This window comes from Phyllobacterium sp. GQ127, from assembly GCF_059758635.1.
Genome location: NZ_JCAXDZ010000010.1, coordinates 68838 through 92338, shown reverse-complemented (window position 1 = coordinate 92338; position 23501 = coordinate 68838). Strand labels below are relative to the sequence as shown.

Sequence of the window (23501 nt, the reverse complement as noted above, 5' to 3'; positions counted from 1 at the left end):
GTCAACATCATGCAAGCTATCCACACCGACAACGCCCCTTTGGCTGCAGGACCATACTCGCAGGCCATTGTCTTGGGAGACTTGATTTTCGTTTCCGGACAGCTTCCGCTCAATCCTAAGACTGGCAAGCTCATCTCCGACAATCCAATTGAGCAGTTGGCGCAATGTCTCGCCAATATTGCCGCAATCGCCGAAGCGGCTGGAAGCAATATTCAAAAAACAGTGAAGACAACGATCCTGGTGACGGAACTTAGCCATTTTGATCAGCTGAATTCGGAATACTCTAAGGTTTTCACGACACACAAGCCGGCCCGCGCTTGTTACGAGGTCTCGGCCCTGCCGAAGGGTGCCCAAGTTGAAGTCGAGGCCATTGTCGCGCGTTAAGCGTGCGTCAAGAACGGCGGTTTGCGTCGGCTGGTCGTGTTTTTGCTGCGCAACCTGTTTCGATCGGATTCCTGTTAAATAAGTTCAATAAGTTAACGTTGAACCGGGAGAGACGTATCAGTTCAAGCTGGCGCTGCCTTATGAAAAGTCCGTCAGAGCAGAGGGTATCCCGCCGCTCCATGGCCGCGTCTCAAACACCAACGCAGCTGTCGCCGTCGTCGGATGCACAAAGAGTTCGGGGCATTCCCTGTTCTAAAGGGCATCAATCTTAAAGCCATGCGCGGCGTCATCTGCGGTCCCTCGAGCTCGGGGAAACGCTGAGCTCTTCATTGCTTCCTCCGATGAGTTTCTTCCGGCGCATCTGTCTTCAGAGCGTAGAGCGGCCATTGACGCCAAGAACTTGTCCCGTGACATAGCTTGCATCCTCCGACAGGAGATAGGCTATTGCGGATGCAATCTCGCCCGGCTGAGCTTCGCTTCGAAGCGGAATGCCGTCCTGCCAACCTTTGCGAATATCTTCGGGCACCGCCGTCACCATGGGTGTCAGGGTGGTTCCTGGTGCCACTGCGTTGACCCGAATGCCATGCCGCGCTTGCTCAAGCGCAACAGTCCGTGTCAGGCCGACTAAGCCCGCCTTCGCCGACGCATAATTGGACTGTCCAAACGCGCCCCATCGAGACTCCGAAGACAGGTTGACGATTGATCCGCCCTTGCGCCCGATCATCAGAGGTAAGATGGTCTGGCAGCCAAGCCATGCACCTCTAAGATTGACGTCGATAACAAAGTCCCAATCATCCTCGCACATTTTCAGGAGAGATTTGACACGCGTGACACCAGCGTTGTTGACGAGGCCGTCAACGCCCCCATGCTCGTCCTTGATCCGGTCAGCGGCATCTTTCCAACTCTGTTTGCTTGCCACATCAAGGCAAATTGCCGTGGCGCTGCATCCATTGTCGCGGATTTCCTTGGCAACTGCCTCGGCACCTTCGATATTGAGGTCGGCGACGACCAGGATCGCGTGTTCTTCAGCTAGGCGATCAGCCGTTGCTCTGCCGATCCCCTGTGCACCGCCCGTTACAACAATGACCTTGCTTTTCAAGCCGCGCATTAGGCTTCTCCCCCAATTAGATATCGGTTGTAACCCGTCTGAACGATTTCGCCACGCTGGTTGGTGATGGCCACCTCAACTTCAACCACGCCGCGGGACGGGTCCTTTGAACTTGGTTTTTTCGAAGTGACCGTGTAGCGCTGCAAAATGCGGTCGCCCGGCAGGACTGGCAATAGCATCTTCCGCTGGGTCTCAAGGAATCCAAGTATCTTCCACCCCGACAACTCGGCGCAATGAAGCTCTTCTCCGATGGAATGCACCAGCAAACCATGGGCAATCCGGGAGGGGAATTTGGTGTTGGTGCGCACCCAATCCTCGTCCATGTGAAGGGGGTTGAAATCACCGCTTATACCGGCGAAATTGACAATGTCGGTTTCTGTGATAGTGCGTCCCGCCGAGATGAAGACTGCACCTTCCTGAATATCTTTGAATGAAATGTCCATAATTCAAGCCTCGATAAAGCAGGGCATCTTCAGACCGGCGTGGATTTCGCGAATAGTGAGCTTTAGTGGCATGTCACAGCGAAGGTTATCGTGCGGCGTGTCGGCAATCCACTGGCAATCCGCGTCCCCTCTTCGAGATCGACAAGCGCAATAACGAAGGGTGTCAGCGGCGAAAACTCGCGATGGATGGACTTGTGGACCACAGTGAAGGAATGAAGCGTGGCGCGACCAGAAGCCTCGAACCATTCCGGCTCGCGCTCCGGGTGTCCCACTACCCTGGCCGCGGATACATCTGAACTTTCCCGCTGACCGGGTCCTTCTGGAGGAGGAGGCCGCCGCGGTTGACGGCTTCAAACCAGACTTCGGAGAGTTGGTTGTGGACTGGAAGCACTGATGTCATCTCGATCATTGTGTTCCTCCAAGGATAAGGGTCGACGTTGCCGACAGCCAGCCGCCAGTACCTTGACCAGACATAGTTGCGGATTATCAAGTTGAAGCCCTGGGCTTTCCCCTCGAAGCTGTCGGACAGCTTCTATGATCGCAAACATCCCCCGACGCCCAGCATGGTTTGACAAGAGGCCACCACCATCTGTGTTAACTGGCAAACGGCCCCCAGCAGCAATTCCACCGTCCGCGACGAAACGTCCTGCCTCGCCCTTTGGCACGAATCCCAGTGCTTCCAGCGAAAGGGCCACCGTAATTGTGAAAGAGTCGTAGATCTGGGCGACTTGAATGTCCTTGGGGGTTAAACCTGCCGTTTCGAACGCGCGACGGCCGGAAAATTCCGCGCTCGTCGTTGTCAGATCGCGCATCTGGTTCATCTGACCATGACTGATTGCTTCGCCAAAACCGAGAACCGATGGGCCTCCTCTGCGTGTATCTCGGGCCCTTTTTCTCGATGTCATGACGATCGCTCCGCCGGAGTCGCTGACAACGCAGCAGTCGAGTTTATGCAAAGGAGTGGAAATCATCGGAGAAGCGAGGACGTCATCGACTGAGATCAAGTCGCGATACATTGCATTTGGATTTACGTGGGCATACCGACGAGCTTGTACGGCGATCTCTGCAAGTTCCTCTGGTCTGACCCCATATTGATGCATATAGCGAGTGGCGGCGAGCGCATAGGCCGAAATCGTCGACAGACCATAAGGAACCTCGAATTCGCCAGGACCCGTCTGCCCGGTATTGAAGTCGCGGGCTGGCAGCGGCCACGATCGCCCGGATGACGCGTAACTGATGACAACCGTCTCCTAAAGCCCTGCCTGGATAGCCGCGACAGCGGTGCCGACGTGACTGAGCGGAGCCGCCCCACCAATATCTGTGCTGCACACCCATGACGGGACGATGCCCACATATTCTGCAATCTCGACAACGTTCAGTTGCCATCCCGCTTCGGAGGGGAAAGTTGCGGCAGTGGCAAGCCGTCGACATCGGAAAGTGTCAGCCCGGCGTCTGCCAATGCCTCGGCGATAACCTCGGCGTGAATCTGGTAGGGATGAATTCCGGGCGCCTTGCGCCGTGTTGATTCAAAGGCGCCCACGATCACGGCGCTGCCACTTGGAAACCGTTCTTTGCTCATGGGTTTAGATACTTTCTCTTGTGGTGCGACGACTGGCGGTGAGCGTTCGTAATGCGACGATGGTTGATCCTAGGAGAACCGGAATAATCACGATGGTAGCGACCGCAGACACAACCGGGGTGATACCGCTTCGCAGATAGGAGTAGATTGTTACGGGCAGCGTTTTATCCAGTTCCGTCTGAAACATCGCAAGGACCGCTTCATCCCAAGATGTGACGAACGAGATTACGAACGAGCCGACCATCGCGGGCATCATCATGGGGACGGTAATGCCGACAAATGCGCGGACATGGCTTGCTCCCATCGTCCAGGCGGCCTGCTCAATCGAAAGGTCTATAGCCGCAAGCGCGTTCCCCAAAACCAGAAAGACAAGTGGCAGACATAACACCGTATGGGCGATCACCAGGCCGAAATCGGTGCCAAGCAAGCCAAGTTTGCCCTGAACATCATAGATACCGATGCCCAGCAAGATCACGGGTGCGATCAGAGGAACAATCGCGACAGTCTGGATCACCATCCTCAGCATTGCAGATTTCGACCGGGTCCCTACCCGGGCCAACGCCAGCCCGCACAAAGTTGCGGTGACAGCAGTTAAAACAGCGATCCGTACGCTTTTAAAGAACGCGTCGATCCAAATTGGCGAGGTGAAAGCCTCGACGAACCATTTGGTGCTGAATCCGACCGGAGGAAAACGAATCTGTGTGCCTTCCGTGATCGATGTCGGGATCACAATGAGTAGCGGCAATATCAGGATAATAAGATCGGCCGCCAGCACCGCTACGCATAGCCCGGTCACGACCGTCGGCTTGAGGGAATCGCGCATGGCGACACCCCTCGAACCCTGCTGGACCGGCGACAGCATACCCTTGCCCCCGATTTTCAGCGCAATGATGTAGCCGATCACTGAAACAGCGAGCAGAACAATGCCCATCGCCGCCGCTTTGCCCCATTGATAGTTCTGGACTTGCTGCTGAATGAAGATCGGGATCGTCAGATTATGCGGGCCGCCGAGGATTGCGGGCGTAAGGAAGAAGCCAAGACCAAGCACGAAGACGAGAACACTTCCGCCAAGCAAAACCGGTCGGACCTGTGGAAAATAAATGTCGGCAAAGACCCGCCTTTCACTGGCGCCCATGGTTCTCGCAGCAGGGAGAAGCGATGTGTCGATCGACATCATCGCCGACACCAAGATCAGGGTCAAGTACGGAAGCAGATAGGCCACCATGCCCACGATGGTGGCAAAGGTATTGTAGAGCAGTGGAAATGGGCCAAAGGCAAGATGACCGGCCACCGAGTTGATAATGCCCTGTTGGCCAAGAATAGTCGTAAAGGCGAACAACCGGATAATGATCGACACCCAGAAAGGCATCAGGATCAGGACCATCATCAATGACGATGCCTGGCGCGAGAGGCGCGAAACAATATAAGCTGCAGGAAATGCCAACGCGACCGTGACGACCATTGCCACGAACGCAAGCACAATGCTGTGAAGAGCGACTTGACGAAGAAGATCGTCCTGTATGATCGCCAGATAGTGTCCGAAATAGAGCGTGTCTGAAAAGTCTGCGCGTCCTTTTTCATGCAGACTGCGCAGAACGATGGTTACGAGCGGCCAGATCAAAGAAAGACCGAGAATGATAAACGGCGGCAACAGAAGAGCGAGACTCTTTCCTGCGCTTCGCAAAGGATGCGAACGGCCCGCAGGTGAGGACACAGACACATAGCTCATGACGTCACGTCCCCGACTTCTTGTGGTAGCTCAGCTTCATCAAACGGCAAGGTATTTGCGGGTATCGCGCGGGTCGATCATCTCTTCGGCACCGAAGTTTTCGACCGCTCGCCAGATCGATGTCTGCTCCTCGAAGCGTTTCGTCAGAGCCGCCTTCAGTTCGGCACGCTGTTCAGGTGGCGCTGCATCGAGCTGCGCCCGGAAGGCGGCCTCCACGCCTCCTTCGATCGGCATGTCGCCCCATGCGGCACTTGGCCAGACAAGACGGATGCTCATGGGATTGCGGCTCCCCGTGGCGACGCCGCCAAGCCCATAAGAGCGACGGATTTGTACGGTGATGACCGGTACCTTGGCCTGCTGAATTGCTCGAAGCGCCATCGCACCGAATTTTAAAACACCCGCTTCCTCGGCCTTGGGTCCGACGAGAAAGCCGGGAACATCGACCAGATAGACAATTGGGATATGAAACCGGTCGCACAGTTCGATAAATTTCGCCTGCTTCAAGGATGACTGTACATCGAGCGAACCTGCTACGAAGCGAGCGTCTGACGCGAGGATGCCAACGGTGTGCCCTTCGATGCGAGCAAGTCCGGTGCGCAGGGAGCGACCATAATCAGGCGCGATTTCAAAGAATGTATCCTGGTCGACAATACAGCGGATAAGCGCATGGGCGTCATAGGCGCGCCGCAAATTAGTAGACACAATTGCCAGAAGTTCCTCCTGGTCGTTCGCTTTCCATTCTGACAAAACGGATGAACGCTCGCTGACATTAGCAGGCAGATAAGCAAGAACTTGCTTGATCTGCTCCAGCGCTACGTCCTCATTTTCGGCATGATTGTCGATAAGACCGGACGCACGCGTATGGATAGCAACGCCACCCAGTGCAAACTTGTCAATGTCAAGTCCCAGTGCCTGCTTGACGACCGGTGGGGCCTCCGGCAAACAGGCAACCGTTATCTGAAGTCATCACCGAAGCGCGTACGATGGATAATCAACCGGGCATCGAGTCATCCGCTGTTCCGGAGGCGCCAGATAAGGTCTATGAGGAGGTCGAGGAACTGCCCGCTTATCGGGCCGGTATCAAGGCGCTCTGTCTGGGCTTGTTCTCAAGTTTTTAGTAGGCGTAGGGGACACCATCAAGCGTGGCGATGAGGTCGCCATTATGGAATCAATGAAGATGGAGCACTCGGTCCTCGCTGAAGAGAATGGCGTTGTTGCCGCGATCAACACTCAGAAAGGTGCTTTTATTGAGGTGGATGCCGACTTGATGGGGCTGGACTAGATGCCGGGTCCGACCTTTACATCGATTGCAAGAGATGACCGGCCGCAAGCAAATGCACTCTTGACCCTTGAGGTCACGGCCGACGACAAGTGGATCGATTATAACGGCCACATGACCGAATGGCAGTACTACAAGGTACTCGCCGATCCAGGCAAGAACTTCCTCCGGGCAATGGGGTTCACGGAAGAGTACCACTTACAAGGCTACAGCTTCTTCTCTGTCAAGGGACATCAACGCAATCTCAAGGAATGTCGCACGGGAACCCCGCTACGTGTCTTTACCGAAATGATTGGCTTCAACGATCGGCGCTTGCACATCTATCAGTATGTTGTCGACAAGGTTCACCACATGATCGTTGCGACCTACGAACACATGACGGTTCATGTCGACACAAATCGCCGAAACGCCACGTTGATTGACGACTATATGCGCCGCTGCCTTGAGAGGGCGATGCAAGCGTGGGCACCCTTGCAGGCTCCCAAAGGACTTTCGGCATCTGTCAGGAAATTGGCGTCCTGATTGGATTCTGTTCGGCTTTTTCCAACCATCGGATCGATCTGCTGGCGGACAGCTCACATCAAGAACAGTTGGATTATTATCTCGCAGGCTCTAAGGGATGTTACCAAAGACGGAATGAACTATATGAGCAACACGAAGAGTATCATCGTGACGACGAATGGCAGCGTTCCTGTAAACCAGTCTTCGATGCGCCCTTTGTGGCGCGTCATCGCATCGACGTGCTGGCGGGTGGGTATGACGATACCCGAACAGCTGTCACTTACAGGTTTTGACGATATCGGCATTTCAAATCATAGCCGAATAGCGCTTACCACGATCGCTCAACCTATGGATCAACTAGCGAGAACTGCTGTGGATATGGCTATCGAAATGATCGAGCATGTCGGGGTCACGAGACAGAGTATAACTATTCCAGCAAAATTAGTGTGCAGACAGACTACGTCACAGCTAAAAGATTTATAATCGATACGTGGCACTGCTTGTAGACTCTTGCACAACGCAGCCAAAGGTTCGAGTAACGTATGAGGCCTGTGATGAAGCGAGGTATATAAAAATCCCGGCGACCTCGGCGGGCGTTCCTATCCGCCGCAGAGGCGGCCACTTCTCGGTGAAACTAGTGGGCCAGATCCGAACGAAAATCAACTATGAGAGAACCGCCTCTAAGTTTATCTCATGAGCTTTGGATTCACACACCCTGAACAAGCGGCTGCTGCCGTGTAACGCAATGAATGCTGCCACCGCCTTCACAGATGCGATCCGCATCGATCTGCACCACGATGCGGTTTGGATGCAAATGCGACAGAGTTTCGCGCGCGAGCATATCGGCCCTTGCGTCGCCGAACTGCGGCATGACAAGTCCGCCGTTGCAAGCATGGAAGCCGAGGTAGCTCGCCGCAAACTCATAGGTGTCGGATCTAATCGTCGCTGGCCCTCGTAAGACGATGACCTCGAGCTTTCGTCCACGGGCATCAGTGGCGCGGTTGAGGATCGCTATCGCCTCCCTGGCAGCAGCAGACCAAATGCCGTGATCCTCGGCGGGAATCTCAGTGATGACTACGCCCGGCCGAACAAATCTGACGAAAGCGTCGGGATGCCCGTCAGTCACATCGGCGCCACGCAGGCCGGGTATCCAGATCACTTTTTTCAGTCCAAAGGTTGTGTGCAACGATGCTTCGAGTTCGGCTTTACCCAAACCGGGATTACGATTGTCGTTCAGCAGTGTGCTCTCGGTGGTTATAAGTGTTCCGTCGCCGTCACCCTCGATTGCGCCCCCGTCCGCAACAAATCCGGCGTCAAACAACGGAACTCCGCAGTAAGTTGCGACGCGTCGTGCGACTTTGCTGTCGTTGGCGTGGTCCTGTTTGTTGCCCCAGCCGTTGAAATTGAGGTCCATTACTGCGAGTTCGCCATGATCACCGATAACGAACATAGGTCCGGAATCAGCGGCCCAAATGTCATCGACGGGTATCGGCACCAGCTTGACCATGCGGCCGCAGAGGGACTTGGCGTGCGCCACCTGATCCGGTCGAACCAGCATCGCAACTTCTTCGAACCTTGCGACGGCTTGGGCGATGCCAGCCAGTGTAGCCCGGACCTCTTCGAGGGCGTCACCCCAGATGTCGGTCCGCGCCGGCCATTGCATCCATGTTCGCGCATGCATCTCATATTTGGCGGGTAAGCGATACTTGCTGGCATGAGGCATGGTATTTTCGACCGATGAAAACGCTCTCGCCGCTCCGGCAAACGGCAATGCAAGCGACAGTCCTAAAACGAAACGGCGATTCATTCTGTCAAACGCCTCGACTCTACGTCGTATAATATGTAACTCTACAATGTAGAATACGCAAGAGGATTCAACACCGTGGCACGACGTCGTCTATCAACACCCCTCTCGCGTGAATTGATCACCCGGGAAGCCATCCGTCTCATTGACGAGGAAGGCGGCGACTGCGCCAGCATGCGCAAACTCGCCTCCCGACTCGGCGTGGATCCGATGGCGCTCTACCACCATATTCCGGGACGTGCGGCTATCATCGATGAGGTGACGGACACAGTTCTATCGGAGTGCAGGATACCATCAACGGATGTAGACTGGGGTGAGCGCGTTCGCCATCTCTGTCGCTCTTACCGGGCCTTGGCGGCGGCCCATCCGGGGGTATTCCCACTAATCTGCACCAGCCGTCGGTGGGGGCCTTCGGATTACCGCATTCACGAAGCGATGCTTGCGGCGCTCCTAGACTCGGGAGTTGCCAATCGTCATGCAGTCAGTGCCGCTTCGGCTTTCCTGGGCTATGCCGCAGGGTTCGCCCTAGACGAATTGAATGGTACGTTGGGACCACTTGACGACGCGGATCGCAATGATCTTCGGAAATTGCCGGCCGAGCAGTATCCAGTCACTGTGCAACTGATTGATATTTTACTCGATATCGATATCGATGCTGATTTCGAGTTCGGCATGAACATCATGATGGAAGGGCTCGGCAGATAAACCTCCATCCGCACTGGTGGAAGCGGCAGTTTTGTTCGAGGCGTGTCGCGGCTATCAAGCGTTGGTGGCGCAAATTGTAACAGCATCGCACCAACGATAGTCTCCTGAACATTTCAATCTCAAGGGACCTTCTTTAATTGGCATTGACGATGTTGGTATATCTCGGCAAAGCCGGATCACATTGACAGCAATCGCCCGACCAGTGGACCAATTGGCGAAGGATGCGATCGATCTGGCTATTGCACATCCCACGTCACAAGGGTAGGGCGCAGGGAGCATATTTCTCTCCTCATGTTTGGTGCAACGCCAAGCAACATTGACGTCCATAATCGGCAACCGGGGAGCGGGTGCGGGACTTTAGCACCCTTCATCCGGCAGACTGCGATCCAAGGTAACATCTAGGTTGCGTGTCAGAAACGACAGACTTACCCAAGGCTCAACAAATCGGAAATATTTCTTCTTGACAGCCAAGTGGGTGTGGTGGAACGTTCCACCAACTAAAAAGAGGGAACCTTATTGTGAAAAATTTTAACAGTACCCCGCATTCAACCCGCCGTGCATTTTTAAAAGGCACGGCGGGCCTCGCCTTCTCTTCGGGTGCATTTGGCGCTTTGTCAGCATGTTCGTCAGTCGACAATGAGGTTGTCGTTCTTGGATGGTCAAGTTATGTCGCGCCAGAGATTTCCGCTTTCATGAAGAAGGCGGGGGTTGAATATGCGAGGCGTCCCGGCCGAAACAGATCAGGACATGTTCACAAAGCTCAAAGCGGGTGGCGCTGGGTCATATGATCTCGTTTTCGCAAATTGTGGCTGGTCGCCCACCTATTATAATGCAGGGCTGATTGAAGCTTTCGAAGTAAAAGAAATCCCGGGCTGGGACCAGCTTTGGCCAATCTTTCGCGAAGACACGACTTTCCCCTATGTGGTCGAACCCAACAAGTTGCTGCTCTTTCCCAACATGTGGGATTCCCTTGGCCTCATCTGGAATAAAGAGCAATTTCCGTTAACTGATCCATACTCGTGGAAAGCACTTTGGGATCCTCGCGTCCCAGCGGGAAAAGTAATCATGAAGGGCGGTCCAGAGGACTTTCTCGCAATAGCCGGCCTTAGCCTTGGAATTCCTCGAGACCGTATTTTTTCGATGGCCAGAGAGGTGCTCCAATCGGCCGCGGCGGCGTTAGCCAGACTGAAACCCTTTCAGATCGGCGCAAGCGATTCTTCCTTTGAAGATGCAATTCGAACTGGCAAAGCTTGGATAGGTCAATCGTCAAATCTCGCGGCTTCCGCGAGTGTGAACAAGATCGCACGCCAGAAAATGTCGAAGAGTGTCATCCCGGTCGAAGGAAGCTTGGGCTGGGTAGACGGTCCGCAACTTGTCAAAGACGCCAAAAACCGTGCGAATGCGCTGAAATTCATGGAAGTTTGGAATGGTCCCGAGGTACAGTCTTTCCTCTATGAGACCTACTCATGTCCACAATGCAACAGAGTCGCGACAGAGCGGGTCCTGGTAAAGGGCGGTGAGGGCGCCGGTAATCTGCTTGACCGAGGGGCAGAAAATCCGGATTTGGCCCGAAACCTGCTATTTCAAGGGCCGCCTGATGATCCGGCGGCATGGGCTAAGGCATATGATCAAGTTGTAGCGGGCTAAGATGATGCGATTCAGCATCGAACACGTCCCGCTAAAGACAATCGCCATCGACGGACCGGGGCCAATCTCCAAACCATCTAAACGGCGCAAGAAACTGGCTGCCGACCTCGAAAACCCGATCTTCAGTCTCCCGGCATTGGCCGTCATCCTTGTCGGCGTCTTCGCACCGATGGCAGTTGTCATTGTTTACTCTTTTTGGCCAACCATGGATCAAGAAGTCGTTGCCGAGTGGACATTGACCAACTATCTCCGCTTTTTCCAAAGTGACGTGTATTGGGGAACGCTGCTTCGCAGCTTGTTCTTCTTCTGCCGCGTCAGCCCTTACGGTCGTTTTGACCTTTCCTTTTGCCTATTTTGTCGCTTTGAAAGTGCAACCCAATCGACGGATGAACTGGGTACTGTTCGCGGTCGTACCGTTTTTCACAAGTTACCTGATCAGGGTCTTCGCCTGGATGAACCTCTTGGGCGACACAGGCCTTGTTAAACAGGGTCTCATGCGCGCTGGTCTCATAGACGGTCCGCTTTGGGTGCTGGGTTTGAACAGTTCGGGAATTGTGATCACGTTCATCTAACTGCTCTTCCCCTTGGCCTTTCTTACGACATTTATTGCGCTTGAGCGAACGAACCCTGCTATCCTCGAGGCGGCGGCGGACCTGGGTGCTCGTCCTTGGCAAGGACTCGTTTATGTGACCCTTCCTGTGGCTCGAACCGGTGTGGTCGGCGGGCTCGTGTTCAGCACTATCACGATCTTGGGTGACTATGTGACGCCCCAGCTAATTGGCGGGACCGATGGATACCTCTATTCGAATCTTATTCAGCGACAATTCGGTTCTTCCGTCCCGTGGGGTTTCGGATCGGCTCTGGCTTTGATCCTTCTCATTATCGTTTTCGCGCTTCTGGTTCTTCTTCGTCAGGCGACAGGTGGGGCAGCCAAGGTTGGAACGTTCTCACGTCAATTCAATCCATCCAAGTCGCCAATACTCAAGGCGTATGCTTTATCATTCCTTGCCTTTCTCTACACACCGATCGGACTTCTTGTCGTCCTCGCCGTCAACGACAACACTTCAATCGGCTTCCCCTTTATGGGCTTAACGTTGCGATGGTTTGCTGCGGTTCTCGAGGACCCGATTCTGCTGGGAAGCCTGCGGAACAGTTTGATCGTGGCGAGCGCGTCTGTCAGCATGAGTCTCGTATTAGGCACCCTTACAGCGGTGCAACTCGCGAGAAGAGGACTGTGTCAGCGCATGCCGCAAAGTTTTTATTCGCTGGTTTTAGGCCATATTGTTCCGGCATTAGCGATATCCGTTTAGGGTAAAGCCACCAAGACGGACTTCCAGCGGAGTCAACACCTGAAGCACGGTCAGTCTTCGTCCTATGGCTGCGTCAGCAGCGATCCGACGGGGCGAACTTCGGTCGGGGAGCATATCCTCGGCCAGTCACAGCTCCTCAGCGAGGAGGGGCCGATCGTCGCCCAGTCGCGCGGTTTTGGGCTCACCAGATTACCTGTGGGTTCTATTTCAATTGCGGTGGCAACAAGGATAATTGAGCTCGCTGTCGCCCATTTGCAGGGGTGTTTGGGAGAAATGGCTGTCATCCACAAGGAGAGAGCAGGGATGGGTCCGGATTGTCTCCAACCGAAACCGACGCCGCGCCTTCAATGAGTCTTAGGTTTCCGTACAGCGTTCCCTTGGACTTGACGTCCGCACCACGTGCTCAGTTCCGTTAATTGATGCCACTTGACGGGAATTTCTATAACATTATAGTTTTGCTAAAGACTTAGCTCTCTGCTGACGATGGGTATGATATAAATTGTTGGGTTAAGGGCGGATCTTGGCAGGTGCGCCTGTTTCCGTTGAGTTATGGTGTGTGTGGCAGCACCCCTGAAAATGTTCAATGCTTTAGCCTCGATGAAGCGACATGTGCTCGAAGAGAGCGCCGGAGGAATCAGATGAAACAATTCCACTTGAATTCGAAGGCTAGCATCAGGAAAATGTTGGGCATTGCCGCTATCATCGTGGGCGCATTCTCGGTTCTTGATGTACCCGCTTTAGCACACGACGGCAACTATCCTCACAGGAATGAAAAGATCGGTACGGTTGAGCAGGTTTATGACGGAGCGCTTCTGCCGGATTTGGCTGTTTCGACCTTTCGCAACATAGACCGGCTGTTTCCGACCCGGACGATCAAGGCTGGGGGGAAGGTGCGCGAGTTGCCAAAGGCCGAGGATCAATTGACTAACGTGCGGTTTAAGGTCCAAGACAAAGATTATGACTTGTACGATTTCATGGCTTTGGACAACATAACCGCCATGCTCATCCTCAAGGATGGAAAGATCGTCTTCGAAAGCTATCAACGGGGCAATACGGAAGAGACACGCTGGATGTCGATGTCCGTCGCGAAGTCCATAACTTCGACGCTTGCGGGAATGGCAATCAAAGATGGTTTAATCGATGGGCTCGACGCTGAGGTTGTTGAATATGTGCCGGAGCTCAAGGGTAGTGCGTATGACGGTGTGACGGTGAAGGACATTCTAATGATGTCGTCGGGCGTCAATTGGAACGAGACCTATACAGATCCATCCTCGGATCGTCGGGCGCTTCTCAGAGTACAGATTTCGCAAGAGCCCCGCGCGGCGGTAGGGCTGATGGCAAAGCTTCCGCGTGCCGCTCAACCCGGTACGATTAACAACTACAGCACCGGGGAAACGCAGATTCTCGGCGAGATCGTTCGTGGAGCGATCAAAAAACCGTTGGCCGATTATCTCTCCGAGAAGATCTGGATCCCCTACGGCATGGAGGCCGACGCGAAATGGTGGCTCGATTCGCCTGACGGCGTCGAGATTGGTGGCAGCGGTATAAGCGCGAGGCTACGCGACTATGCCCGCTTCGGCCAGTTCTTCCTCGAGGGCGGGATGATAGATGGCGAATCCGTCCTGCCGGACCGGTGGACGATCGAAGCAAGTCATCCGACTAAGCTGAAGAACGGCGAAACGCTTGAGTATGGCTATATGTGGTGGACCGGCTGGACCGAGCCGTCCAGGAAAGATGGGGCCTTTTTGGCAAGCGGCATCCAAGGCCAGAACATCTACATCAACCCTGTAACAAAGGTTGTGGTGGCAACGTTCGGTGCACAACCAAAGCCGATGGGAAAAGAACCTGTCGATGCGCTCGTTTTCTTCGACGCCGTGTCCGAGGAATTGCAATAGACTCTTGGTTCTGGCGGCAGGCGGCTGTGAGCTTTGTTTCGGACCCCCATAAAATAAATCGCCAATCGGCCCCACGATGTCTCGTGTCCCGAATGTTGTCCTGTACTATTTGTGGCCCCGCGGACGAACCATTTGCAGGTCCTCCGGACGGCCGTAGCTCTCAGGCGTGGAGACGGTGCTTTTGATGGATTCGCCGCTCAAGCCTATGGTCCCGGTCGCCGTAAGCGGCGGGCTGTCGGCAGACCTGATCCTGCGCCGCTCGAACCAGATCAGACCAATCGTGCTTGTTACGATCATCATCGCTCCGGTATAGGTGTTTATGCCCGGCACGTCGCCCCACACCAAATAGCCTAGCGCGAAAGCGCCGATGAGCCCGACATATTCGATGGGTGCGAGGATGGAAGCCGGAGCATGCCGATAACCTTCGAACAGTAAATATTGCCCAAATCCGCCGGCGCCCGCCAGAAGCATAATTAGCACAACACTGTTCAAATCCGGCGTAATCCACACCCAGGGCAGCATCGGGGCACAAACCAGTCCGAAGCAGATATTGCTGAACATCATTTGCGCCGTTGATGGTTCGCTCCTGCTGATGGCTCAGAACTGCGCTGACTGCCCAGCAGACTGCGGCGGCGAAGGCCAAGCCAGCTGGAAACAGATCGAAATTTGCCGACGGATTGGCAGCGAGGAGCGCCCCGCAAAAACCAACGATAACCGCCAGGGAGCGTATGATGGTGATCTTTTCTCGCAGGAACAAGGCTGAGAGCACAACCACCACAATAGGGGCAGCGAAGTAAATCGTCGTCAATTCAGCCAGCCCCATGTCACGCGAAGCTGAGTAGTACAGCAGCCATCCGGTAACGATCCATATGACACGGCTAAGGAGCTGCAGTCTTCGAGAGCTCTTTGCGAAGGTTGCGAACGGCGCGCGTTGTCCGCCCACGAAGAGGACGGCAACGATCACCAAGCTCCTGCAGAATAGAATCTGCGGTACCGAATAGTCTTGGACGAGCCATTTGACGATCGCATCCTGCGCTGAAAACAGAAAGTATCCTCCCGCGGTAAAAAGCAGCCCGCGAGAGATGTTATCATTCTGCATGCTTTCTCCATTTCACCCGCACGGCAGGGGCCAATTTACATCAACTATGGCAAGTCTTTTAAATAGTTACAATAAATTTGTACCAACCATGAGCCACTCCAGGACATCGCCGTTTTCGCCTTGGCCGATACACCCGTCAAAGAATTCTTGGTTCGGGAGCTGGCGACCGACGCCTTCGTCGCGGATCAACGCAATGTCATTCTCGTCGGCGGCATTGGACCAGACAAGAGCCACCTGGCTATTGCGATTGCCCGTTCTCTCCTTCGCAACGGAACACGCGGCCGCTTCTTCAATGTTAGCGATCTGGTCAATTGGCTGGAACAATTAATGCCGTCCACCACGTGGATTGGCCGGCGTACTCCTGCGGTTGCTTCGACCGTTGGAAGACGCTTGGACTGGCTTACGCCAAAGATTAAAAACCCGATTTTATCTTCGACCATTCCTCGTTTATCCTCCCCGTGACCTCCCGCGAGAAAGGTGCCATCATATTACCTGTGGCGACGATAGCCTGGGGATCGCGCGCCATCCCCATTGCGGCAAGTTCCTGCTCGTCGATCGTCTTGAACGCATCGCGATTGGAGTGGCCATAGCCGAAGTTCTTAAGAACATAGGCTCCGGTTTCGAGTGAGATCATTCCGTCAATCAAGTCATACGCCTTGTCGGTATTGTTTGACTCACTCGAAAGGGTTAGCCCGCAAATCCAAAGCAGGACTCCTTCGCTCGGCGCAGCATATTTGACCGGCACCCCGTGCGCCATGGTCATCTTGGCGAGATCGGCCCAACTGATGGCCGCGACGATCTCTCCCGAAGCCATTGCCTGCGCGGTCGTTGTCGCGTCGCCCGAAATAATACGCGCGCTCGCACGCAGCCTGCGCAGCATCTCTGCGGTCTTACGCAGCCCTTCCTCGTCGATAGACGTTGTACCCGAAAGAATCATGCCGATCCGCCAAAGATCCGAATGGTTGTCTAGAAGACCGATTCTGCCCTTGTATTTTTCATCCAGAAGCATGCTCCAGGATTCACCCTCCGGCGGAACATCGACGAGATCGGTGCGGTAGGTAAACGAAGTGGAGCCCCAGTCGAACGGCACCATCCAGACGTCGTCGCCGAATTGCTGCCGAATGAGATTCTTCAACGGCCTTACAACCTGCGGCCAGTTCTTGAGGCGTTCGACGGCGATCGGCTGAATGGCTTTCGCCTCAATCCAGCGATTGACGTCATAGGCGCACCTATAGCCGACGTCGAACTTGAAACCAGCCCGAACCTTCTGCAATGCTTCCTCGCCATCATTGACGGGCACCATCACGGGATCTGCTCCGTACTTCTCGCGGTAGTGCATCTGGAGCTCCGGGATGCAATAACCGCCATAGCCGAGAAACACCGCTTCCTGTTCCGCCAAGGCTTTGTGGCTTAGAAACGCTGGTGTAGCCAGGAACGTCGCGCCGGCAGCGAGCCCCTTCAGGAGGACGCGCCTGTTCAATTCAGACAGCAAAAATGAAGGACTGCCATTAGCAACATACTTGTCCACATTTCCCTCCCATCAGCATAGTGTGCACCTCATTGGCCGTTCGCCGTTACCGCGCGTGCGCCGGCGGGCACCCGGTTTCGCGGCAGCGCAAAATCCGCGCGCCGTGATTAGAAGCCGTGCATCATCCTTTGCTATCTTATTTACAATGTTACTGCAATCCCCTTATGATCGGGCTCCCTCGGCTAAGTGGATCACGATGAAGATAGCAACAACAGCGCACGACGACGTTTTCGATTTTGTGGTGGTTGGCGCGGGTTCCGCCGGATGCGTCGTGGCCGCCCGTCTTAGTGAAAATCCGCAGACCCGTGTTTGTCTAATTGAAGCGGGTCCCAGCGATCGTCAGGGCCTGACCAGACTGAAGACCAGCGTGCCTGTCGGCGGTGCCTTCTTCCGCCAGGACAGACGGTTCAACTGGCTCTTCGAGTATGAGGCGGAGCAAAGACTTGGAGGGTTCCCGATCCCCTGTCCGCGCGGGCGACTGCTTGGTGGATCGAGTTCGATTAACGGCATGATTTACGTGCGCGGTCATCCGCGCGACTATGATGGGTGGGCCGCCCTTGGAAATACGGGCTGGTCCTACGATGAGGTCCTGCCGTTCTTCCGAAGCAGCGAGGATTATTGGCGCGGGCAATCAAAGTTCCATGGCGCTGGGGGGCAGCTCAGCGTCTCTCCCCTGCGTGGGTCGCATCGGTTGTCCCGCGCTTTTGTAGAGGCTGCAGAGCAAAACGGCTATCGTCGCAATGACGACTTCAACGGCGCCGAACAGGACGGCTTTGGCCTCTTTGACGTGACCCAGAGAAAAGGGGAACGTTGGAGCTCCGCGCGAGCGTTTCTTCACCCTGCAATGCGGCGGAAGAACCTGCAGGTGATTCCGGAGGCGCTGTGCGAATGTATCGAAATAGAAGGGCAGGTGGCGCGTGCGGTGCGGATTCGCCGCAAGGATAGAGTCTCGAGGATCGTGGCCAAGGCAGAGATAGTGCTCTGCGCCGGTGCAATAGGTTCTCCACAACTGCTTCTGCTCAGCGGAGTTGGCCCGGCCGAGCATCTCGCCAGCATGGGCATCAGCGTTGCACACAACCTTCCCGGGGTTGGGCGCAATCTCCAGGATCACGTCGATTGTACGATGATCTACTCGGACCGCTCGCGCCGCAGCTATTCCGGAACAGCGCTGGGCATCGCGCGCTATGGGGTAGCGACGCTGAGATACCTTTGGGGGCGAAGCGGGGCACTTGCATCCAACATAGTGGAAAGCGGAGGATTCGTCAGAACCCGTCCTCACTTGCCTCAACCCGATGTTCAGTATCACTTCACGCCGCTTGTCTTCGATCGGACGCGCATATTGCCCGACAGTTACGGTTTCAATCTTTACACCTGCGTCCTTCAGCCCAACAGCCGGGGTTGGCTCGAACTGGCGTCACCCGATCCAGCCGCTGCGCCGCGACTGCACGCCAATTTCTTCTCCGACCCAGGCAACAATGATCTTGAAACGATGAAGCGGGGACTGAGAATCGGCCGTCAGATCATCGCTGCCTACGCCCTTTCCCGCTATTGCGGAGCGGAACTGACCCCCGGTCCAGCCGTGCATTCAGATGAGGCGCTGGAGGCCTTCATTAGCAGCGGACCGGGAACCGATTATCATCCGGCCGGCACCTGCAAGATGGGCGTCGATGCGAGGGCTGTCGTCGACCCGCGGCTGCGCGTCCACGGCATTGGCAATTTACGTATTGCCGACGCCTCCATCATGCCCAAGATCGTCAGCGGCAATACGAACGCCCCATGTATTATGATTGGCGAGCAGGCGGCGCATTTCATCAAGACATTCCACAAGAGCTCATAGGTGTCGCGAGAAGATAGAGGGCGATCGGCTGACGAAGAAGTAGTTTGCGGCTCTGTCGCACGTCTATCGCAAGATCCAAGGACAATCATGGAAAACAGCATCTGGGATTACATCATCGTTGGGGGAGGGTCGACCGGATGTGTTCTCGCAGCGCGCCTGTCCGGGCTCCCTGGCAATCGAGTGATGCTGATCGAGGCCGGAATTGACACCCCTCCTGGAAACGAGCCGGCTGACATTCTGGACCCTTTTTATGTCGCTGCCTACAATCGAGCCTATCAGTGGCCGGACCTGAAAGTATGCTTCTCAGACCGCGGGGATGGCACTCGGCGCGCGATGTATTTTGAGCAAGCGCGCGTCCTAGGTGGCGGATCCAGCATTAATTCGACCATAGGCCTGCGCGGGCATCCCAGCGACTTCGAGAAATGGGCAGAGATCGCTGGCCCAGAGTGGAGTTGGAATGCAGTCGCGCCATTTTATGCGAAACTGGAACACGATCTCGATTTTCAGGACGAATGCCATGGTCACACAGGGCCCATCCCCATCCGGCGGCATCCACGCGAAAAATGGCCTCCCTATTGCAAGGCGATCGAGGCGGCGCTGATTGAACAACGGTTCAAGTATATTCCAGACGCAAATCGGGCACCTCCCGCCGAAGGATTTTGCCCCACACCTATGACGAGTTATTCCGACAGGCGCGTCTCGGCATCGGCCGGGTACCTTACGGCGGACGTGAGGAAGCGGCCGAACCTCCGAATTCTTCCTAACGCTTTGGCAACGAGGTTGATCTTCAAGGGGCCAGCCGTAATAGGTGTGGAAGTCGAGACGCGAAGTGGCACTGCGTCCTTCGGCGCTCGAGAGACGATCATTAGCTGTGGCGCAATCCACAGTCCTGCGCTCCTGATGAGGGCTGGCATCGGACCGGCTGCGCATCTTTCCAGCTTGGGAATCGGGGTAAAAGCAAATCTCCCAGGAGTAGGCCAGAATCTCGCTGACCATCCAGTTGTAGCGCTCGCAGCATTGTTAAGTAAGGGCGGCAGACAAGATCCGCTAATCAAGTCGCACGCCAATCTGGGCTTAAGATACTCTTCGCATCTGCAAGGATGCGACCCGTTAGACATGTATCTGGTGGTCAGCAATAAAACGAGTTGGCACAGCCTCGCGCGCCGGATTGGATATCTCGGCGTCCTCCTGCAACAGCCATTGTCACGTGGGCATGTGGAGTTGGTGACTACAAACCCAAGGGAGGAGCCGTGCGTTGCATTCAACATGCTTTCCGACGAACGTGATCTTGCCCGCATGGAAGCGGGTCTCAGGCTAGCCTATCTCCTTAATCAAGGTCCTGAAGTGAGAAAGGTCGTCCAGGAGGTTTTTCTCGCGACCTTCTCGGAACGGATCCAAAACTTCAACAGGATGAGTAGTTTCAATGCGCTGCGATCTTGGATTGCGGTGCAGGCGCTGGATGCACTTCCGAAGCTTAGGCCGTGGATGATCAGAAACATAGTTGCGCCAGGTGCTACTGCCGAGATCTTGCTTGCTGGACGGTCGGACGGGCTGCAGGGGTGGCTTCGCGATAATGTGGCAGGTTTCTATCATGTGGCCGGCACCTGTAGGCTGGGTAGAAGGGATGATCAAGGCGCAGTCGTGGACGCTGTGGGAAAAGTCCATGGGATCGACGGATTGCGAGTCGCTGACAATTCGCTGATGCCAGTTATCGTGAAGAGCCACGCCAACCTGACGGCCATGATGATAGGAGAAAAGATTGCGCACGCGATTAATGTGGGGCAGTAGGGATGTTCATCCGCGGCCCCTGCGGGATGCTGGCTCCCGCTTTGCTTCGGTGCAAATGGGCCCTATTTCATGTTAGAGCCGCATGCGGGTCGACGCCTAACGCGGTACGATGTGTCTGCAAGGGTTCTCTGCATACGTCGCGTTGCAGGGATCTGCGACCTCATGCAACGCAATATCTAACCAGAACACGCTCTGACGGACACCTTCTAACATTATTCTATACCTTGGTAGGGTAAGTAAAATATCCGATAGTTGTCGGGGCGCCATGGTGGCAAGCGAGAGGGAGGTGCGCTGATCTGGACCTGTGGTCTGGTATTGTCGAGCGAGCCGTCGGAACATGTTGTTGCCTGCGATCTGCTTTAGCCTCATGGTGCTTACGACAGCTTCGCCTCCGGACCAAGGCAGGGCGTCAGGCCGACATCGCGCGTGCTGAATACAGCCAAAACCCGACTGCGGAGGTCGTCACTCGATGCTCGCGCCATCCCATCCTCCTGCCAAAACACGGAGGTATGGAATCATCAAAACATCAAAAAGGGATTCCCAATCCCGCTTCCGAATCCTTCGGATTTGCTCTAACGCCATCCCCTCGGATTGAGCTCTCTATGCCTGTTCAGGATGGATGCCTGGAACGTCCCGATCGTCAGCAGATGGAACGAGCAGAACAGACGGAGAGCCGGGTTCAGAGTCAGCTGGCAGGACAAGTCCTCATCACCGCGTCAAGCGCAATGGGCAATCACCGACTTACCTTGCCGATGCCCAGCGGTTCGAAGGGTGGCCACCTTGCTCGCCCGGCTGAACCATGCACTGTTGATAACAGTTACCCTACCCTGATGAGGATTTTCTTCGCAAATCAGAGTATCCCGCTCGTGCGAAGGAATGTGAGTTTCGAGCCTTCCCGATGCCTATCAGTCAGAATTAGAAGTTCCTCTTTGTTCCCAGCCTTCAGTGCGTTGATCATCAGGTGATGCTCCTCCATGCTGCGCTGGCGGTCCACGTTGCTGCTGTTTGCAAGATAGCGAACGCCTCGTGCCCGGCGGGCAGTGTCCAGGATAGCGGCTGTCAAAAAACTGTTGTCGCAGAGAGCGAAAATCTTTGTGTGAAACATAAAGTTTGTTCGGTATATTTTGGAGAGGTCTGCGCTTTCGACCGCCCGGTCATGCTCTTTCTGAATATTTTCGATCTGATGGAGGTGTTGGGCATCGATCTCCTTCGGGATCAGTTCGATCGCCTTCGTTTCCAAAAGCTCACGCAGAAGATAGAGTTTCTGGACGTCGGGAATGGAATAGCTGCTGACGAATGCTCCCCGGTTCGGGATGCGCGTGACGAGTCCCATTTTCTCGAGTTCGATGAGCGCTTGCCGCACGACGTGACGGGTGGTCGTAAACCGGCCGATTATATCGTCTTCGACGAGCCGCTCTCGAGGCAATAGGCGGCCCAGTACAATATCTTCCTCCAAAATGGCAGCCACGCTTTCGTGTGAAACGGTCTGTGCCCTTCTGACCTCTGCAGCGTCCATGCGGTTGATTCCCAAAAGCTAAATACGATTGGCCTTCAATATCACAATGCCAACTATCACAGTATCAATTTAATTATCAATAATTTTATTGACAAAAATATCGATAATATGGCCATATACCTCTATTCAGCAGAGACGCTGATAGAGGACATTCAGATCTGGGAGGATCATCGTGAAGATTTCGAGGCTTTTTGCGGGAGCTGTTCTTGCTCTATTGACAACGCCATTGAGCGCGGCGGAGCTGCCCGATTACTACCCCTCGGACTACTCGGCGCTCATCGAGGCATCGCGCACCGAAAGCGGGCTTGTCGTGTACTCGAATATGGCGGAAAACAACTGGCAGGACGTTCTTGCGGGCTTCCGGGCGCAATATCCTTGGATCAAAGTGGAAACGCTCGATCTTGGCTCCGGCACGGTTCATACGCGCTGGGAAGCGGAGGCAGGCAGCGGTTCGCGTACGGCCGACGTTCTGATTTCAGGCGCAAACGATCGGTGGGCGAGCTACGGTAAAGACGGCAGAATGATGGACTACAAGAGCCCCGAGCTTTCGAAGCTGCCGGACTTTGCCGATCCCAAGCCTGGCGTCTATGCGCTTTCCGCGGACCCCCTGATAATCGCCTACAATAAAGCGCTGCTGACAAGCGAGCGCCCGACGGGTTTTGCATCCTTGGCCAAACTCACTGCAGCAGACCCAAGCTCCTATACAGGGCGCATTACGACATATGATGCTGCCCGAAACTCCTTTGGTCTTGCTGCCTGGTGGGCTTTCCTGAATGCCAAAGGCGACGAAGGTTGGGATACGCTGCGCAAGCTTGGCCCGTCTATTCGCGGCGAGGTTTCCGGCGGGGCAATGAACGAGAAAATCTCCACGGGTGAATATATCGCTGGCATCATGGTCTCGGGCATCACCCTGTTCCCGCGCCTTGACAAGCCAGGCGGTGAAATTCTCGGCTATTCGTTCCCCGACGACGGCACCACCATGATTCTGCGTGGTATGGCTATTCCGAAAGAAGCGGCAAATCCCAACTCAGCCAAACTCTTTGTGGATTATCTGCTCAGCAACAAGGGACAGACGGAAATCGGCAAAGGCGGTCTCACTCCGCTTCGGGACGACGTTGCCGAGACCGATGTTCGCTTTACCTATCAGGGCATCGTTGATCAGGTTGGCAAAGAAAACATCATCATCGCCGGCTTTGACGAAGCGCTCCTGGATCAGGCAGCGAGTTTCGCCGCTAAATTCACCGCAGCGATGTCCGGCAAGTAGGCTGAGCGGCGGTGGTTCGTGCGCACGGAGTGCCGCCGTCAGCCGCCACACGGAAACGTCATCCAAAATCAGAAATCTACTGCCG

At 55.1% G+C, this 23501-nt stretch carries 25 protein-coding genes and 2 pseudogenes; 14 read left to right on the top strand and 13 right to left on the bottom strand.

All coding sequences use genetic code 11. The features are described 5' to 3' along the window. The first annotated feature begins 6 nt into the window (after window positions 1-6). A complete protein-coding gene (locus AC6CHM_RS23625; RefSeq protein ID WP_498175536.1) occupies window positions 7-384 on the top strand; it encodes a Rid family detoxifying hydrolase in 378 nt (125 codons plus the stop codon). 367 nt (window positions 385-751) lie between these two features. Here the strand turns inward: AC6CHM_RS23625 and AC6CHM_RS23620 are convergent, their stop codons facing one another. The 7 genes from AC6CHM_RS23620 to AC6CHM_RS23590 all read right to left on the bottom strand — a co-directional run bounded on the left by AC6CHM_RS23620 (window position 752) and on the right by AC6CHM_RS23590 (window position 6185). Next, window positions 752-1492, bottom strand: a complete 741-nt coding sequence (locus AC6CHM_RS23620) for an SDR family NAD(P)-dependent oxidoreductase (RefSeq protein ID WP_498175513.1) — start codon at window positions 1490-1492, stop codon at window positions 752-754. Further along, window positions 1492-1935, bottom strand: coding sequence for a MaoC family dehydratase (locus AC6CHM_RS23615; protein ID WP_498175511.1), 444 nt, complete (start codon window positions 1933-1935; stop codon window positions 1492-1494). Before AC6CHM_RS23615 ends, AC6CHM_RS23620 begins: the two co-directional genes overlap by 1 nt. 62 nt (window positions 1936-1997) lie before the next feature. After that, window positions 1998-2207, bottom strand: a complete 210-nt coding sequence (locus AC6CHM_RS23610) for a Zn-ribbon domain-containing OB-fold protein (protein WP_498175509.1) — start codon at window positions 2205-2207, stop codon at window positions 1998-2000. A 78-nt stretch (window positions 2208-2285) separates the two neighbouring features. Then, window positions 2286-2840 (bottom strand): thiolase C-terminal domain-containing protein, encoded by a 555-nt coding sequence (locus AC6CHM_RS23605; RefSeq protein WP_498175507.1) that lies wholly within the window; start codon window positions 2838-2840, stop codon window positions 2286-2288. Between the two features lie 470 nt (window positions 2841-3310). After that, window positions 3311-3514: a hypothetical protein gene (locus AC6CHM_RS23600; protein WP_498175505.1), complete on the bottom strand. Its 204-nt coding sequence runs from the start codon at window positions 3512-3514 to the stop codon at window positions 3311-3313. 4 nt (window positions 3515-3518) lie between these two features. Beyond that, on the bottom strand, window positions 3519-5243 hold the full coding sequence (locus AC6CHM_RS23595; protein ID WP_498175503.1) for an ABC transporter permease subunit: 1725 nt from the start codon (window positions 5241-5243) through the stop codon (window positions 3519-3521). A 39-nt stretch (window positions 5244-5282) separates the two neighbouring features. Further along, a complete protein-coding gene (locus AC6CHM_RS23590) occupies window positions 5283-6185 on the bottom strand; it encodes a carboxyl transferase domain-containing protein (RefSeq protein WP_498175501.1) in 903 nt (300 codons plus the stop codon). Between the two features lie 41 nt (window positions 6186-6226). Here AC6CHM_RS23590 and AC6CHM_RS23585 point away from each other — a divergent pair, with 41 nt between their 5' ends. Genes AC6CHM_RS23585 through AC6CHM_RS23575 form a run of 3 tightly spaced genes read left to right on the top strand, consistent with a single transcriptional unit; the run spans window position 6227 to window position 7044 of the window. Beyond that, on the top strand, window positions 6227-6361 hold the full coding sequence (locus AC6CHM_RS23585; protein WP_498175499.1) for a hypothetical protein: 135 nt from the start codon (window positions 6227-6229) through the stop codon (window positions 6359-6361). Further along, the gene (locus tag AC6CHM_RS23580; protein ID WP_498175534.1) at window positions 6334-6525 is read left to right on the top strand and encodes an acyl-CoA carboxylase biotin carboxyl carrier protein subunit; all 192 of its coding nucleotides are present in this window, start codon (window positions 6334-6336) and stop codon (window positions 6523-6525) included. Before AC6CHM_RS23585 ends, AC6CHM_RS23580 begins: the two co-directional genes overlap by 28 nt. Beyond that, a complete protein-coding gene (locus AC6CHM_RS23575) occupies window positions 6526-7044 on the top strand; it encodes a thioesterase family protein (RefSeq protein WP_498175497.1) in 519 nt (172 codons plus the stop codon). 119 nt (window positions 7045-7163) lie between these two features. On the opposite strand, the gene AC6CHM_RS23570 is transcribed toward AC6CHM_RS23575, so the two are convergent. Beyond that, on the bottom strand, window positions 7164-7328 hold the full coding sequence (locus AC6CHM_RS23570; protein ID WP_498175538.1) for a hypothetical protein: 165 nt from the start codon (window positions 7326-7328) through the stop codon (window positions 7164-7166). Between AC6CHM_RS23570 and AC6CHM_RS23565 the strand changes: the two genes are divergently transcribed. Continuing rightward, entirely contained in the window at window positions 7279-7506 is a 228-nt protein-coding gene (locus AC6CHM_RS23565; RefSeq protein WP_498175532.1) for a substrate-binding domain-containing protein, read from the top strand. The genes AC6CHM_RS23570 and AC6CHM_RS23565 overlap by 50 nt on opposite strands. A 223-nt stretch (window positions 7507-7729) precedes the next feature. Here AC6CHM_RS23565 and AC6CHM_RS23560 read toward each other — a convergent pair whose 3' ends face one another. Continuing rightward, window positions 7730-8830 carry an agmatine deiminase family protein gene (locus tag AC6CHM_RS23560; protein ID WP_498175495.1) on the bottom strand — a complete coding sequence of 367 codons (1101 nt, stop codon included), beginning with the start codon at window positions 8828-8830 and terminating at the stop codon, window positions 7730-7732. A gap of 75 nt (window positions 8831-8905) precedes the next feature. Between AC6CHM_RS23560 and AC6CHM_RS23555 the strand changes: the two genes are divergently transcribed. From AC6CHM_RS23555 to AC6CHM_RS23535, 5 genes are all read left to right on the top strand, one after another. Continuing rightward, window positions 8906-9532 (top strand): TetR/AcrR family transcriptional regulator, encoded by a 627-nt coding sequence (locus tag AC6CHM_RS23555; RefSeq protein ID WP_498175493.1) that lies wholly within the window; start codon window positions 8906-8908, stop codon window positions 9530-9532. A gap of 714 nt (window positions 9533-10246) precedes the next feature. Next, window positions 10247-11179, top strand: a complete 933-nt coding sequence (locus AC6CHM_RS23550; RefSeq protein ID WP_498175491.1) for an ABC transporter substrate-binding protein — start codon at window positions 10247-10249, stop codon at window positions 11177-11179. Window position 11180: 1 nt separating this feature from the next. Next, window positions 11181-11663: a hypothetical protein gene (locus AC6CHM_RS23545; RefSeq protein WP_498175489.1), complete on the top strand. Its 483-nt coding sequence runs from the start codon at window positions 11181-11183 to the stop codon at window positions 11661-11663. A 100-nt stretch (window positions 11664-11763) separates the two neighbouring features. Continuing rightward, complete coding sequence (locus AC6CHM_RS23540) at window positions 11764-12489, top strand: ABC transporter permease subunit (protein ID WP_498175487.1); 726 nt, start codon at window positions 11764-11766, stop codon at window positions 12487-12489. 527 nt (window positions 12490-13016) lie between these two features. Continuing rightward, window positions 13017-14384, top strand: coding sequence for a serine hydrolase domain-containing protein (locus tag AC6CHM_RS23535; RefSeq protein WP_498175485.1), 1368 nt, complete (start codon window positions 13017-13019; stop codon window positions 14382-14384). Window positions 14385-14489: 105 nt separating this feature from the next. Here the strand turns inward: AC6CHM_RS23535 and AC6CHM_RS23530 are convergent, their stop codons facing one another. Both AC6CHM_RS23530 and AC6CHM_RS23525 read right to left on the bottom strand, forming a co-directional pair. Further along, complete coding sequence (locus AC6CHM_RS23530) at window positions 14490-14948, bottom strand: DMT family transporter (RefSeq protein WP_498175483.1); 459 nt, start codon at window positions 14946-14948, stop codon at window positions 14490-14492. A 178-nt stretch (window positions 14949-15126) separates the two neighbouring features. Next, window positions 15127-15483: pseudogene (locus AC6CHM_RS23525) on the bottom strand (EamA family transporter); the annotation flags it as partial. Between the two features lie 99 nt (window positions 15484-15582). On the opposite strand from AC6CHM_RS23525, the pseudogene AC6CHM_RS23520 reads away from it, so the two are divergent. Next, window positions 15583-15804, top strand: a pseudogene (locus AC6CHM_RS23520) (ATP-binding protein); the annotation flags it as partial. 91 nt (window positions 15805-15895) lie between these two features. Here AC6CHM_RS23520 and AC6CHM_RS23515 read toward each other — a convergent pair. Continuing rightward, window positions 15896-17011, bottom strand: a complete 1116-nt coding sequence (locus tag AC6CHM_RS23515; RefSeq protein WP_498175481.1) for an ABC transporter substrate-binding protein — start codon at window positions 17009-17011, stop codon at window positions 15896-15898. A 196-nt stretch (window positions 17012-17207) separates the two neighbouring features. Here AC6CHM_RS23515 and AC6CHM_RS23510 point away from each other — a divergent pair, with 196 nt between their 5' ends. Both AC6CHM_RS23510 and AC6CHM_RS23505 read left to right on the top strand, forming a co-directional pair. Continuing rightward, window positions 17208-18848, top strand: coding sequence for a GMC family oxidoreductase (locus tag AC6CHM_RS23510; protein ID WP_498175479.1), 1641 nt, complete (start codon window positions 17208-17210; stop codon window positions 18846-18848). 87 nt (window positions 18849-18935) lie between these two features. Then, window positions 18936-20636, top strand: a complete 1701-nt coding sequence (locus AC6CHM_RS23505; RefSeq protein WP_498175477.1) for a GMC family oxidoreductase — start codon at window positions 18936-18938, stop codon at window positions 20634-20636. An 850-nt stretch (window positions 20637-21486) separates the two neighbouring features. Here the strand turns inward: AC6CHM_RS23505 and AC6CHM_RS23500 are convergent. Then, window positions 21487-22152, bottom strand: a complete 666-nt coding sequence (locus AC6CHM_RS23500) for a GntR family transcriptional regulator (protein WP_498175475.1) — start codon at window positions 22150-22152, stop codon at window positions 21487-21489. Between the two features lie 172 nt (window positions 22153-22324). Between AC6CHM_RS23500 and AC6CHM_RS23495 the strand changes: the two genes are divergently transcribed. Continuing rightward, complete coding sequence (locus AC6CHM_RS23495) at window positions 22325-23416, top strand: ABC transporter substrate-binding protein (RefSeq protein ID WP_498175473.1); 1092 nt, start codon at window positions 22325-22327, stop codon at window positions 23414-23416. Window positions 23417-23501 lie beyond the last annotated feature (85 nt).